This is a genomic window from Kiritimatiellia bacterium (genome assembly GCA_028715905.1).
In the GTDB taxonomy this organism is placed as follows: Bacteria; Verrucomicrobiota; Kiritimatiellia; order JAAZAB01; family JAAZAB01; genus JAQUQV01.
In genome coordinates this window covers 1-13887 of sequence record JAQUQV010000007.1, presented here as the reverse complement: position 1 = coordinate 13887, position 13887 = coordinate 1, and the positions used below count along the sequence as shown (strand labels likewise).

Sequence of the window (13887 nt, the reverse complement as noted above, 5' to 3'; positions counted from 1 at the left end):
ATGGAAAACAATCAAAATTCACCCGATGATGTTTCACGGCTCGGCCAACTGGCCGCTCAATTTCATCTTGAACTGATAAGCGAGGTGCCGGATGAAATGCTGGATCCACTTCTGGTGGCCGAACTGCCGGTTGAATGGGCGCGCACGCACCAGATGCTTCCCGTAAAAAAGGGCGATAAATTCCACGTCCTGGTTGCCGATCCCGGAAACATCAACGCCCAGAAACAGTTGCAGCTTCTGCTCAATCGGGAACTCACCCCCCTGCTGGCCGCCAGGGAAACCATCCTCAACACCATTGAGCGTTGTTATTTCCGCCGCAAGGAAACGGCCGGCGAGTTTATCCGCGAATTGCGCGGTCCTGCGCCCGGCTCCGAGGCCGACCGCCGGCCCGCCAACGACCTCCTGCAGATGGCTGAAAATGCCCCGGTTACCCAGTTGATCAACCTCATCCTGCTGGAAGCCGTCAAGGCCAGGGCCTCCGACGTGCATATTGAGCCGTATGAATCCCGCCTCAAAATCCGCTACCGGATTGACGGATTGCTTTACGAGCAGGTCTCACCCCCGAAGCATATGGAACTGGCCCTCGTTTCGCGCCTGAAGGTCATGGCCCACATGGATATCGCCGAAAGGCGCCTCCCCCAGGACGGAGTGGCGCGGGTGCATATCGGCAAAAGGGAAATAGATATCCGTATTTCAACCGTTCCGATCGCCGAGGGCGAAAGGGTTGTTTTGCGCCTGCTGGACCGCGGTTCCACACTTCTACCGCTCTCCGGCCTCGGCCTCGGACGGGGCCTCATGGAAAACTTTGACCGTTTAATCAAGGAACCGAACGGGATTATCCTGGTTTGCGGGCCGACGGGCAGCGGCAAAACCACCACCCTTTACGCGGCCCTTCAGCAGCTTGACAAAACCCGGCTCAATATCCTGACGATTGAAGACCCGGTTGAATATCAACTGGCCGATATCGGCCAGATGCAGGTCAAACCAAAAATCGGCCTGACATTCGCCGGAGGACTCAGGCACATTCTGCGGCAGGATCCCGACGTCATTTTGGTGGGAGAAATCCGCGACCTGGAAACGGCGGAGATAGCCATCCGCGCCTCCCTGACCGGCCACATCGTTTTCAGCACCCTGCACACCAACGACGCGCCCAGCGCCGTAACCAGATTGACCGATATGGGCATTCCCCCCTATCTTTGCGCCGCTTCACTGCGGGCGGCCATCGCCCAGCGTCTCGTGCGGCGATTATGCCGGGCCTGCAAAGTCCGGACACCGTTAGCGCCGGAAGAAGCTGCCGGTTTTGGAGCAGGCGCGGCACAGCTCGCCGGGAAACCAGCCTGGATTCCAAAGGGATGCCATGATTGCCGCGATGGTTTTCACGGCCGGACCGGGCTTTTTGAACTGATGGAAATAACCCCCGAACTTGCGGAAACAATCCGAGCGGAACACGCCAATACCGCCGCGCTCCGCGCTCTGGGCCGGAAACAGGGGATGAAAACCATGCTGGATGACGGCCTGGAAAAAATGCTTGCCGGCGAAACCTCCCCGCAGGAAGTATTGCGCGCAATGGGCCGCGCGGGTTAATCATGCCTGATTGACCATCATGCTGGCGTATAATCTGTGGCGCTGGATGAAACTGCTGGCCGGGCATTCCCAGCAGCAGCCGCCGGCGAATAAAGAAACGCCGCCGCCAACGACGGCGGTGGTTCTGCCCACACTTGTTTTACCGGGGAAGTGTATCGGGGCGGAGGGATTTGAACCCTCGACCTTTTGGTCCCGAACCAAACGCGCTACCAGTCTGCGCTACACCCCGATAAGAAGTGACAAACAAGGATAGCGGATATAATCAAACAGTCAAATTAATATCTCTGCAATATTTTATCTGGACGCAACGGGAGAAAAACCATAGAATAATCGCAATGAAGCTACAGTATCATGTCGTGATTTCGCTCTGCGTTTCGGCGCTGGTCTGGGTGGTTTTCCGCTCGTTCACCGCGGCGGCGGCCTGTTTCGCCACCGGCGTTTTCCTGGATATAGACCATTTAATTGATTACGCCATCAATTACGGGGGGCGGATCAGGATCAGGCATTTGTTCAAGGCGTTTGAATACGAGGCCTTTGAAAATATCTTTGTTTTTCTTCATTCCTGGGAATTTGTCGTTATTTATCTGGCGCTCCTGTGGCTGGTAGACTGGCAGCCGGTCGCGATCGGAGCCGGCATCGGCCTGCTCGTCCACCTGCTGCTGGATCATTTCTTCAACGACCACAGCCGGCTGGCTTATTTCCTTTCCTATCGCATGCTGCATGGTTTCTCGGGCAAACATTTTTACGGCGCCGCCGAATACCGCAAACGTTTGAAGCGCAAGCGGGCAGCGGGCGGCGCTGAAACCGCCGCAAAGGATAAAACAATATAAACGGAGACTGACCACATGAGCTGCAATACCGATAAGAAATTGAACGAGATGTTTTCGCTGAAAGGAAAGGTGGCGGCCGTTACCGGCGCCGGCGGGGTGCTTTTCGGCGCGGTCGCCCGGGGGCTGGCCGAAATGGGCGTTAAAATCGCCGCCATGGATTTAAGACTGAACGAAGCGCAAAAGACCGCGGATGATATTCTGAAAGACGGCGGCGAGGCCGTCGGTCTGGAAGTCAACGTCCTGCAATCAGAAAGCGTGCAAAAGGCCTGCGACGAAATCCTCGCCAAATACAACCGCGTGGACATCCTCATCAACGGGGCGGGCGGAAATCATCCCAAAGCGATCACCAAGAAGGAAGAAGGATTTAATTTCACCGATCTAACCGCGGACGGAATTCGTTTCGTTTTTGAGCTGAACATTATCGGAACCGTGATCCCCTCCATGATTTTCGCGCGCGCGATGATCAAGCAGTCCGAGGGCGTCATCATCAACACCTCCTCCATGAGCGCCGACACCCCTCTGAGCCGCACCCCGGCATATTCCGCCGCCAAGGCCGGCATAAGCAATTTCACAAAATGGCTCGCGGCCGACATGGCCATGAACCATTCGCCGAAAATCAGGGTCAATGAAATCCGCCCCGGTTTCTTCCCCACCCTGCAGAACGCCGATTTGATAAATAAAACGCCCGGCATCCTGACCGCTTCGCGCGGCTCGGACATTCTCGGCGGCACGCCGATGAAAAGATACGGCCGGCCCGAAGAACTGCTGGGCGGGATCGCGTATCTGTGTTCGCCCTCCGCATCATTCGTAACCGGAAGCAGCCTGGCGATTGACGGCGGATTCGGGTCGTTCTGCGGGGTGTAACAAGCGCATTCAGCCGGTTCTCTTATCGTTCAAGATTTACGCAACGGCCCTATTTTGCGTATCTCCGCCATAACTTTTTCAATCCACCCCGGCGGCATAGGCGGCTGATTTGGATCATACTCAATCCTTTGACAAGAACCTTTATCATTCTTTAATCGAAACGTCGGAAACATTTTCTTTTTCATGGAATTCAAAAGCACAAAAACACCCGGCAGATTTCACCAGTCTTGCCGCGGAGAGCTTCACGAAAACAAAAATTGATTTCACGGCAAAAGCTTGCAGTTTATGCCCGCGCCGCGGTTGATTCAAGCAAAATATGATTACTGGGTGATTCCAGTCTGGAATAATTGTTTCACCCATCCCAGATCAGCGGCATCCAGATTACTGACAGCACACGCAGGTCGTCGGTTATTCGCTTTCGCTCAGGCGGGCATTGCCCGCCAGCGAAAGACGTGAAGTTTTCGAAATAACCCATTTGGTTATTTCAAAAACCAACGTGGTTAACCCCGCGTGAGCGGCGTAGGCCGCAACGCGGCGGCACGCCGTTTGCGCCCGTTATTACGGGCGCATCATCACGTGACCACGTTGGCACGTGGAACGCGACTCACGTGGCGGCCATTCGGGTGAATTTTGCGCGCTTCGCGTGCAAAATTCAGGAATAAACCTCCGCGATATTCATATTGTCTCCCGAGTGTAATAAATGATATTATTCAACACAAAGCTTTATGAAAACTTTTGAATACACGGGCTATGACACCGCCGGCAAAACGCGGAAGGGATTGATTGAGGCGCTGGATAAAAAGCAGGCGCGCGAAAAACTCGCCGGCGGCGGAGTCCTGGCCGAAACCGTTTCTCCGGCGGATCCGGCGCAGAGCGAAAAATCTTTCCGTCCGCGAAATTCCTTCCCCCGCGCCGCCCGGGCGGTTTTTTACGGCGAACTCGCCTCGTTGCTGCGCGCGGGACTGCCGCTCGCGTCGGCGCTGGAAATAATGCTCCGCTCTCCCGAGTTAACCGCGCCGCGGACAAAAATTGCGGCCATCCGCGATAAAATCCGGGAGGGACGTTCGCTGGCCGAGGCGCTGGCCGGCATCGGCCGCGCTATTCAGCCGGCGGAAACATCCTTTATTGCGGCCGGGGAAAAATCCGGAGAACTGGAGTGGGCGCTCAGGAACATGGCGGATTTCATGACGGCGGAAACCCGGCTGCGCGAGCGGATCGCCACGGCGCTGATTTATCCGGCCATCATTGTCATCCTGGCGATTATCATCGCCGTCGGACTGCTCGGCTTCGCCATGCCGCGCCTGACGCATGTTTTATCGGCGGAAATGAACATTGCCCTGCCGCTGGTCACGAGGATTATGCTCGCCATCGGAAACATGCTGGCAAAATGGGGGCCCGCGCTGCTGCTCGTATCCGCCGCGGCGGGTTTTATTGCCTGGCGCGTGATAACGGGCCGGACTGAACTGAAACAGGCGCTGGACAGCAGAATTTTCCGCCTGCCTTTCATCGGCCGGTGCTATGCGACCCTGAGCGCTCTGCGCTTTGCGCGGACTTTGGCGCTTCTCCTGCACGGAGGACTGCCGCTCGTTGAAAGCGTCCGGCTGGCGGGGGAAACGACCGGAAGCTGTTCAATTCAAGCCCAGTGCCGGCGCGAGGCGGAAGCGGTCCGGAACGGCGCCGTTCTTTCGGAAGCGGTCGCGCGCATTGATCCCCTCGGGAAACTTCTGGCCGGCGTTATTCAAATCGGCGAGAATACCGGCGCGCTGGAACAGATGCTGAAAAACGCCGAAGAACGCTACCAGAGCCAGTGGGAACAACAACTGGCAAGATTCATGGCATGGCTGGAACCGGCGCTTATTCTGCTGGTGGGCGGTTTTGTCCTGCTGGTGGTAATTTCAATTCTACTGCCGATCCTGACGCTGAACCGTCAATTGATGTAAAAGACCGGATAAACTTGCCAGACCGATGCGATTGGGCTAATCTGGTTGACGCATTCACATTGAAACAGGGAGTGAACGGCACCCCGCGCAATATGCTTTTTTACTCGGCAAAACCGATGGTCATGAACAATAATACCGTCTGCACAAAGACGCATAACCGGGGCAATTCAACAACGGCGAAATTTACCTTGGAAACCCCCGCCGATACCAGACACCTTCAGCAAATCGCCGATTTTGTGGAGAGCGCCCTCAACGCGCTTGGTATCCGGGGCAAATACCGCGGACATATCTGCGTTGCCGTTGACGAGGCGGTTACCAACGTCATCCTCTATGCCTATCCGAACGCCAAAGGCAAACTCGGCCTGACCATTGAACGCCGGGATGACCGCATTCTGGTTGAAATCACCGATGCCGGCCTTGCTTTTAATCCATTACTCATACCAGCCCCCGACATAACCGCCGGCATAGATGAAAGGCCGATCGGCGGACTGGGCGTTCACCTCGTGCGCAAGATGATGGACGAAACACATTACCGCAGGATCGGCAACCACAACCATCTTGTGCTTGTAAAACACATCGGAGATAAAAAAAATGAGTGAATCCGTCCTGTTAATGGAAGAAAACCGGCAGGGAGTTCTTATTCTGCATATCGTCAACCAGCGCCTGATAGAGCCGGGCTTGGCCGAGGAACTTACCCGCCGCCTCTGCGCCAGGATTGACGAGGACGCGCCCGCCCTTTTGATAGACATGGGGGCGGTGGCCAGAATTTCCAGCGTGTTTTTCCGCTCCTTCATCGCGGCCGGCAAAAAGGCGAATGAAAAAAAATCCCGGATCGCTTTTTACGGTCTGGCGCCGCTCATCAAGGAAGGTTTTGCCATAACCGGCCTGGACAAGTTATTCAAAATTTACGCAAGCGAAGGCAAGGCCCTGGCGGAACTTGCGGTCAGGCAATAGCGCGGAAAGACCGGCGCGCAAACCCGCAAAGCGCGAAAACTTCAAGGATTTGCGCTTGCCGGGTCGTGCGCGTTTTGCGTTGCGGTCTTGGACTCTTCCAAATCCGCGCTGAAATAATCCCCGTTTTCCGGAGTAACAACGGTTAATCCCGCGCAACGGTCCATGCGGACGTTGAGGCCGTGAAACCGGAGGTCAAGCGCGTGTCCGCCGATGTTTTTCTCCCTGGAAATAAAGTGGAAATGATAGCCCGGAACGCCGATTTTTTCCGCAAACGAGGGCGACCAGAATCCCGCCAGCGTGCCCGTTATGTTCTTGTATTCAAAAACGGTTTGCCCCTTCAGCGCCTCCGCCAGGGAAGGATATGGTTTTTTCTGGGGCGGCACGCTGCGTAATTTAAGATAGTCAAAGCGGCCGTCCACACGCAGGGCATAAAACAGATTTTTCGTCGGCCGGCTGCGGTCAATAATCCGGCAAAGTTCCGCCAGACTTCCGGCATTGACGGCCTCTATCCGCCGGTCCTCGTCAAAAAAAGTCAGCATTGCAAAGGGCGTCAAAACCGCGTCCGGCACCGGCCCGGATTTGCCGTCGGCCCTGATCTGGTAAAAGACGCCGTCCACGCAAACCATTTCCCCGTCCAGCGCGTTGAAAGTTCCCAGCCCGAAATCGCCGCAATCCTTCAGAACGGCGTATGAAATCAAGCCGTCATAGACGCCTTTGTTCAGGCTCTGAAAAGGCGCCGTCTGGAAAATCATGTCGCGCTCATCCCCGCCGCAGCATGCCGGGCGGGCAACGCCGCCGAGAAATACGCATAGCCATAAAAAGCGTAACAATGGTTTCATTTTTGCCCCCGGGAAATTGCCCACATGAATCACATTTAATCAAACCGGCGTCAGCAGGTCATGCTTGTAAAGCAACCGGACCATGTCCGCATCCAGGGCATGCCCGGATTTATAGGAATTAATCCGGCCGATGAACCGGCCGCGGTCAATCAAAGCGACGGCCGCGAGTAAATCCATGACGGCCCTGTGCCAAACCGCCTCCAGCGATTTGCCGTTCTGCATGAGGCGCGGCGCGTTCAGGTAGCGCTTTTTGCCGGCGATCAGGATGTTGCGGCTGGTGTACCCCATATTCCTTATATCGGCGAACAATTGGCCGACGGTCAGGCAGTATAGTTTCATGGCCGTCGTGGTATTGGTGCGGGCCAGGGCCTTGGCGCGGAACAGCTTTTTGGTCAGGTCAAATTGCACCCGCTGCTTTCCGATGGCATTCTTGAAATCAATGGCGCAGTCCATGGTGAGTTTCCTCGCGGCGCCGGCGTGCGGAATGAAAGTCAGGAAACCGCCGTTTTCACCGCCGATTGTTACGGTTTCCTTGACGGTAACATAAGCCACCGGCGCTTTTTGTTCCCGGGTGCCGGCGCTTTCCAGGGCTTCCACGATGTCCATGCTGCCGCGGTCAAAAAGCGGCGGATCGCCGGAGGCGGCCTTGATAAGCAGGTTGTCTATTCCCAGGCCGAGCTTCAGGGCAATGATATGCTCAACCATGCGCATGTAATTGTGCGGAGACCCGCTGCGTAAAACAATATTGCGCGCGGTGGTCCACACGTTGCGCACGGAAACAGCCGTCGGCAAATCCCGCGGGAGGTCGGTTCTTTCAAACCACCAGCCCTGTTCCGCCGCCGGCTCAAAAATCAGCGTACGGGCCGCGCGCCTGAAAAATGTGCCGGGTCCCGTAACGGAAACCGGCCGGGCAATCGTGCATTGGCGCTCGTCCTCCAGGTCGCCCTGCCCGGTGCCGACAACCTGATCCACCGGCTGCGTTAAAAAAGAATCGTAAGCGCGGCGGACAGCCTCCCCGCTGCCGGCTATGATTTTTCCGTACGGCGCGTTTTCCACGTCAATTTTCTCCGGTGATAATTAATGTCCGCAAGATTACGCCGCCAACCAGCAAATGCAAGCAATTTGTTAGGAAAGCGGCGGCAGAGCACGGGAATTTAAATCTTGTCCGTTAATGTTAAGCAATTATACTTTCAAACAAACCGACCCCAGCGTCATTGTTGATTGTGGTAACATACGATGAATCCTTCTGATTTGACGTTATGCACATTTAAAAATAAAAATTACCGGCGCTTTCGCCATTCCGCCGGAAGGCCAATAACCTGCGAGTTCGTTCATGAAGGAGGATAAAATGAAAAAAAAAGGATGGATGCATTCAAAAGTCTCCCCGGCGGCACCTGATATGGAACAGGGGTTCCCGGAAAAACTAAAAAAAACGGCCGTTTTCGGCAGAATCATCGCCGGCTTGGTTTTTATTGCCGCCCTGCCCGGATGTCTCTCGGTCGCCAACACCCCCGTCCCGCGCTTCTATGCGCTCCGCGCGGCGGACGATGGGAAAAACACCCGTAAATTTGACATTGCGCCGGAAACCATCATCGGAGTCAGCCCCGTAAAAATACCGGAATACATGGACCGCCCCCAGATTGTCACGCATAATCAGGACGGAACGCTTTCCTTTGCCCAGTTTGACCGCTGGGGAGAATCCCTGGACGCGGCGCTTTCCCGGGTGCTGACGGAAAACCTTTCCGTCATGCTCCCGCGGGCCAACATTGAAATGCTCCCCGGCAACGCCGCCGTGCCGCTGAAATACCAGGTGCTCGTGAACGTAACCCGGCTGGAATGCCAATTGGACGGGGAGATGGTTTTTGCCGCGCAATGGTCGGTGATCAACCCCGCCGAAGAAAAACTGGCGCTTATGAAAAAATCTTTGTTCCGCCATGCGATCGCTCCCCATGATTATCGCGGCCTGGCCGGGGCGCTGAGCGCGGTCTGCGAATCTTTGAGCGCTGAAATTGCAGGGGAGCTTGCCGCGCGGACAGCGCCGCCAAAAACGGAATAAAAAACGCCGGCCGCGCCGCCGAACAACGGGTTTATCCGCTTCAAACGGTTCGCTATATTCCACGCAAAGGGCGGATCAGCCCGCGTTTCCGCGCAGAGCGTGCATTCTGAACCCCGAATATTGCACAAAAATCGCGCAACATTCGTTTTCGCTCAAGCGGGCATTGGCCGCCGGCGAAAGACGTGAGGAGCGAAAAATACTGCTCCCGATCAATAAGCATTTTCCCGGTTCAAAAAGGTTTTCAGCAGGATCTTGAAATCAAAAGCCAGCGACCAGTGCTCAAGGTAATAAAGATCATATTTGATCCGCTCGCCGATGTCGGTGTTGCCCCGCAGCCCGTTCACCTGCGCCCAGCCGGTAATGCCCGGCTTTGAAACGTGCCGCCACATATAGCGGTTGATATCCTCCTTGAACTGCTCCACGAAAAACGGACGCTCGGGGCGCGGCCCCACCAGGCTCATTTCGCCCCGGAGAACGTTCCACAATTGCGGCAGTTCATCCAGGTTGTAACGCCGCAGGAAGACGCCGATTTTGGTGCGCCGCGGATCGTTTTCCACGGCCCAGACCGGCCCGGTCGCGGACTCGGCGTCAACGCGCATCGTGCGGAATTTAATCATCTGAAACTTCCGGCCGCCTTCGCCGCAGCGTTCCTGGCGGAAAAAGGCCGGCCCCGGCGAACTGCGCTTGATCAGAAAGGCCAGGACCAGCAGCACCGGCGCAAACAACGCCAGCCCCGCAGCGGCACCGACCATGTCCGCCGCGCGTTTTACCAGCCGGTTCCAGAAATTATCCAGCGGCCAGCGGCTCACGCCCAGAAGCGGTATGTCGTCAATCGCCTGCATGTCAACGCCGCCGGTGAGAATATGAAAGAGGTCCGGCACGAGGTTGAAGGCGATCAGGGACTGTTCGCAAAGCAATATCAGTTCAATCATGCGCTCCGTGCCGACGGCCATATCGGCGAGGATGATTTGATCAACATGTTTTTTTTCAATAAACGCTTTCAGATCGCCCAGCCCACCCTTGATATCATCGGCGCTGATGGAAGGATGCACGGGCGCTACGGGAAAAGACCGGAAAAAACCGACGACCCGCGCGCCGAGCCGCGGCTCGTTATGGAGGGTTTTCCGCAACCGCGCCGCGATGGAATTGGTGCCGATGATAATAACCTGGTTGACCCTTGAACGCCGGCGCGCCATGAACAATTCCCAGCGGAAAAGCAGATAACGCTCAAGCAAAACGCACAATCCGACGGTAATAAACGCCAGCAATACCGTGATCCGCGAAAAAGGCGGCTCGGTGCGGATGGCAAAGGCGAGCGCCGCGCTCAGGAGAATGCCGAGTCCCGTGGCGCGAATCAGGCGGGGGATTTTGTCGCCGAAGCCGCCGCTCTGCGGCCGCGCGTAAAGATCAAGCGAGTGGAAAATGAACACGAAAAGGAGCACGGCAAGCGCCGCCGCCTTTGAATATACAAGGTAAAGGTTGGCCGGCGGCGCGTCGTGGAACAGAAGAATAACGCCGCTGTCAAAACGCAGCCAGGTCGCCAGAATGAATCCGGTGAAAACGGCCAGGGCGTCGCCGGCCACGGCCGCACAGCTTGCCAGAACGTCGGATGTGTCTTTAACGCGCATAAATTATTCCGCCGCCGTTGGAATCTGCCGCCCTATATACCGCCGGATTTCCGGCGGAGCGAGGCAAGCAAGCGGTCATACTTCCGGCGGCTGATCGGTATTTTGATCCAGCGCTTTTCAAACGAGGAAAGCGTGATCGCATTGGCCAGTTCCAGCGAGGCCACGCCGCTCGCGCCCGGCGTAACCAGTTTTTCGCCGCGCAACAAATGACGCACCATGTTGCCGTGGACGCAGACAGGCCCGCCGGGTTTATCATCCAGTTTCATTTTTTTTTCAAGAGCCTCAATGCCGCACCATTTGCGGGAATTTTTTATCGCCCGTCCGATGGCGGGCCGGAACCGGTAAAAAGACAAGGCGCCGTTGCGCCAGACCAGTTTGCCCTTGTCGCCGAAAATTTCAATCATCTGTCCCGGCCCGGCTTCAATGGTGGAGCAATATAAATAGCCGATGCCGCCGTTTGGATAGCGCAGCATGGCCGCGGCCTCGTCTTCCACTTCAATCCGGTGCATGCGGGTGGCGATATTGCCGAATACTTCCTCCGGCATCCCCGCCATCTGGATAAAGAGGTCCATGATATGCGGCGACTGATTCATCATAACCCCGCCGCCCTCGCCGCGCCAGGTCGCCCGCCACGTCCCGGAATCATAGTAGCGCTGCGAACGGAATTCCGGAGAGATCAGGACCGCCCGGTAGATGTTGCCGATTTCCCCGGCGCGGATTAATTCCATGGCTTTGCGCACCGCCGGCTCAAAGCGGCGCTGGAACATAACGGCAAAAGCCACGCCGTTCTTCTCGGCGGTCCGGACCATCCGCTCGGCGGTAGACAACCGTTCCGAAAGCGGTTTTTCTGAAATCACATGCAGTCTGGCCTTCATACAGTCAATCGCCGCCGGCGGATGGAAAGGATGCGGAGTGGCAATCACCGCGACGTCGCAGAGTCCGCTTTTGATGAGGGCGCGGTGATCGCCAAAAGCCTGCGCGCCAAGTTCGCGCGCCGCTTTTTCGGCAGCGGCAAAATTAACGTCGCAGACCGCCGTCAGTTTGGCGCGGGGCACTTTTTTGACCGCCAGGCAATGCCCCATCCCCATTCCGCCCACCCCCACCACTCCGAAACGAACCACGCCGTTTTTCCTGATCGCCGATTTCCGCTCCGCATCTGTTTTCATAAACGCTCCCTGTTTATATTGCCGCTGGATACCGTTGAATGGCGGCGCTCTGTTTTGTTACTGTGTCTTCATTCGCCGAAGAATAATGTTTCCCGGGCCGGTTTGTCAAGACAACGCGGGAAAAATCCGGGAAACCGGCGGGGCGAGCGCCCCGTGAAAAATGCTTCCCGGATTTTCAATAAATAGTATCATGTTCCCATGACCGTTTGTCACGATAGCGCGGAGAGAAAACCGAAAATGCTGGTCATGCGCGGCGGGGCGCTGGGGGATTTCATCCTGACCCTTCCCGCCATCGCCGCCTTGCGCCAACGCTGTCCCCGCGCCCGCATTGAACTGGCCGCCCATGAAAAGCACGCCCAGCTGGCCATGATAACGGGGATCATTGACAGCATCAAACCGCTTGATTCGGCCGGCATGGCGTTTTATTTCCAGGATGAATCACCGCTGCCGCCGGCGGAGCAAGAATATATCCGCTCTTTTGACTTGATTATTTCCTTTCTGCACGACCCCGACGCGGTTTTACGCCGTAATCTTGTTTCCTCCGGCGGGAAACGGGTGATTTCGGTTTCCCCGCTTGTAAAAAAGGGCCATGCCGCGGACCATTTCATGGCGGCAATCAAAGATGCTTTCCGGCGCGTTTCCCCGGCCATAAACGCCCCGGAAGACCCGCCGGTTTTGCCGGCCTGGCCGGATTATCTGAAAAAAAACGCGCGGCAACGCCTGCGGCATGCAACCGGCGGAAAAGACGTTTTCATTATTCACCCCGGCAGCGGCTCGCCCGCCAAAAACTGGGCAGGCGAAAAATACGCCGCCCTGGCAAAAAGAATCGCGGATGAAACGGAACTCGCGCCCCTGGTCATCGGCGGCGAGGCGGATGGAGAGGCGGTTGCTTCAATTCTGAAATTATTTCCGGAATGCAAAACGCTCGTCAATCCGCCCCTTATGGAAACGGCCTCCGTCCTTTCCGCGGCGCGTGGGTTTGCCGGAAACGATTCGGGCGTCACCCACCTGGCGGCCGCCCTGGGGATCCCGGTGGTCGCGATTTTCGGTCCGACCGACCCGGCCGTCTGGTCGCCGCGCGGGAAGAACGTGCTGATAATGAGAGGCCAAGCATCCGGCGCAGAACGCTTCCGCGGGATTACCGTTGAAAGCGTCTTTTCCGCCTTGAAAACAAAATTATTCAGCCCTGTACCTGCGGCAGACTAGCCGCGGCAATCGCCTGCCCCACCCGCCGGCTGGCCTCGTCGGGAACAACCAGACGGATTTTCCCGGTCAGTTCCGGAAATTCGGATTTCAGAGTTTCCTCGGCGGTTTTAATGAGGATATCGCCGCCTTTACCCGAGGTAACTCGTCCGAGGATCAGGATGTTTTCCAAATCATAGAAATCGGCGTAATGGGCGATTGTGCATCCGAAATAGACGCCGATTGTTTCAAATATTTTCACGGCGTTCCGGTCGCCGGCATTGACTTTGGCCTGCACGTCTTTGAGCCGCTCGGCTAATGTCCGCTTTTCGTCAAGCTGGATGCCGGCCTTGGCGGCCAGGCGGTTGACGGCCACCTGCGAAAAATACATGGCGCCGCAGCCGTAATCGCCCGACCATTCGTCCACGGGAGCCGCCGGGTTATAATCAACCGGGGCGAAGGCCAGCTCGTCCAGCCAGCCGACCACGTTCCCCTGGCGGTCAACGTATCCGGCCGCCAGGCTGGACCCCATCGCAATGCCGAGAATGCGATTCACGTTCAGGGACATTGAGCCGGCCAGGGCGGTTACCTCGCCGTCGTTAATGACTTCAAAAGGAATATTATTCCATGCCGTCTTAATATCGCCGAAGAGACCGCGGATTTTTTTCTCAAACAAATCCCTGGGAACGCCGCGGAAGAGCGAGGCGATGCGCACGCTGTTATTGACGTAAATCCCGGCGGCCGAACCGCCGATGGCGTCAACGCGCGGCAGATAACCGGCGGCTTTTTTCAGGGCCGCCATGATTTCGTCAAAATGATACTGCGGGTCGTTGTGCCCCCGCGG

Annotated in this window: 14 protein-coding genes and 1 tRNA gene; 8 read left to right on the top strand and 7 right to left on the bottom strand. The window is 56.6% G+C overall.

What is annotated here, in order from left to right; genetic code table 11:
• Positions 1 to 1584 carry a GspE/PulE family protein gene (locus PHP98_02710; protein ID MDD5482553.1) on the top strand — a complete coding sequence of 528 codons (1584 nt, stop codon included), beginning with the start codon at positions 1 to 3 and terminating at the stop codon, positions 1582 to 1584.
• Between the two features lie 155 nt (positions 1585 to 1739).
• Here the strand turns inward: PHP98_02710 and PHP98_02705 are convergent.
• Positions 1740 to 1813 (bottom strand) — tRNA-Pro (locus tag PHP98_02705).
• Between the two features lie 106 nt (positions 1814 to 1919).
• Here PHP98_02705 and PHP98_02700 point away from each other — a divergent pair.
• Together PHP98_02700 and PHP98_02695 are read left to right on the top strand one after the other, a co-directional pair.
• On the top strand, positions 1920 to 2414 hold the full coding sequence (locus PHP98_02700) for a hypothetical protein (protein MDD5482552.1): 495 nt from the start codon (positions 1920 to 1922) through the stop codon (positions 2412 to 2414).
• A 15-nt stretch (positions 2415 to 2429) separates the two neighbouring features.
• Positions 2430 to 3278 (top strand): SDR family oxidoreductase, encoded by an 849-nt coding sequence (locus tag PHP98_02695; GenBank protein MDD5482551.1) that lies wholly within the window; start codon positions 2430 to 2432, stop codon positions 3276 to 3278.
• Between the two features lie 144 nt (positions 3279 to 3422).
• On the opposite strand, the gene PHP98_02690 is transcribed toward PHP98_02695, so the two are convergent.
• Positions 3423 to 3638, bottom strand: coding sequence for a hypothetical protein (locus PHP98_02690; protein ID MDD5482550.1), 216 nt, complete (start codon positions 3636 to 3638; stop codon positions 3423 to 3425).
• 365 nt (positions 3639 to 4003) lie between these two features.
• On the opposite strand from PHP98_02690, the gene PHP98_02685 reads away from it, so the two are divergent.
• The 3 genes from PHP98_02685 to PHP98_02675 are packed head-to-tail and all read left to right on the top strand — an operon-like array spanning position 4004 to position 6172.
• Complete coding sequence (locus PHP98_02685; protein MDD5482549.1) at positions 4004 to 5218, top strand: type II secretion system F family protein; 1215 nt, start codon at positions 4004 to 4006, stop codon at positions 5216 to 5218.
• A gap of 59 nt (positions 5219 to 5277) precedes the next feature.
• Positions 5278 to 5817 carry an ATP-binding protein gene (locus PHP98_02680; GenBank protein ID MDD5482548.1) on the top strand — a complete coding sequence of 180 codons (540 nt, stop codon included), beginning with the start codon at positions 5278 to 5280 and terminating at the stop codon, positions 5815 to 5817.
• A complete protein-coding gene (locus PHP98_02675) occupies positions 5810 to 6172 on the top strand; it encodes an STAS domain-containing protein (protein ID MDD5482547.1) in 363 nt (120 codons plus the stop codon). Before PHP98_02680 ends, PHP98_02675 begins: the two co-directional genes overlap by 8 nt.
• Positions 6173 to 6213: 41 nt before the next feature.
• Here the strand turns inward: PHP98_02675 and budA are convergent, their stop codons facing one another.
• The gene (gene budA, locus PHP98_02670; GenBank protein MDD5482546.1) at positions 6214 to 7011 is read right to left on the bottom strand and encodes an acetolactate decarboxylase; all 798 of its coding nucleotides are present in this window, start codon (positions 7009 to 7011) and stop codon (positions 6214 to 6216) included.
• A 39-nt stretch (positions 7012 to 7050) separates the two neighbouring features.
• Positions 7051 to 8067: a UDP-3-O-acyl-N-acetylglucosamine deacetylase gene (locus PHP98_02665; protein ID MDD5482545.1), complete on the bottom strand. Its 1017-nt coding sequence runs from the start codon at positions 8065 to 8067 to the stop codon at positions 7051 to 7053.
• A gap of 292 nt (positions 8068 to 8359) precedes the next feature.
• Here PHP98_02665 and PHP98_02660 point away from each other — a divergent pair, with 292 nt between their 5' ends.
• On the top strand, positions 8360 to 9067 hold the full coding sequence (locus tag PHP98_02660; protein ID MDD5482544.1) for a PqiC family protein: 708 nt from the start codon (positions 8360 to 8362) through the stop codon (positions 9065 to 9067).
• 209 nt (positions 9068 to 9276) lie between these two features.
• Here the strand turns inward: PHP98_02660 and PHP98_02655 are convergent, their stop codons facing one another.
• Together PHP98_02655 and PHP98_02650 are read right to left on the bottom strand one after the other, a co-directional pair.
• Complete coding sequence (locus PHP98_02655) at positions 9277 to 10695, bottom strand: undecaprenyl-phosphate glucose phosphotransferase (GenBank protein MDD5482543.1); 1419 nt, start codon at positions 10693 to 10695, stop codon at positions 9277 to 9279.
• A 32-nt stretch (positions 10696 to 10727) separates the two neighbouring features.
• Positions 10728 to 11861 carry a Gfo/Idh/MocA family oxidoreductase gene (locus PHP98_02650; protein ID MDD5482542.1) on the bottom strand — a complete coding sequence of 378 codons (1134 nt, stop codon included), beginning with the start codon at positions 11859 to 11861 and terminating at the stop codon, positions 10728 to 10730.
• Between the two features lie 237 nt (positions 11862 to 12098).
• Here PHP98_02650 and PHP98_02645 point away from each other — a divergent pair, with 237 nt between their 5' ends.
• Entirely contained in the window at positions 12099 to 13067 is a 969-nt protein-coding gene (locus PHP98_02645) for a glycosyltransferase family 9 protein (protein ID MDD5482541.1), read from the top strand.
• Here the strand turns inward: PHP98_02645 and PHP98_02640 are convergent.
• A partial coding sequence (locus PHP98_02640; GenBank protein ID MDD5482540.1) for an ROK family protein occupies positions 13042 to 13887 on the bottom strand: 846 nt, incomplete at its 5' end. The two genes, PHP98_02645 and PHP98_02640, sit on opposite strands and share 26 nt — an antisense overlap.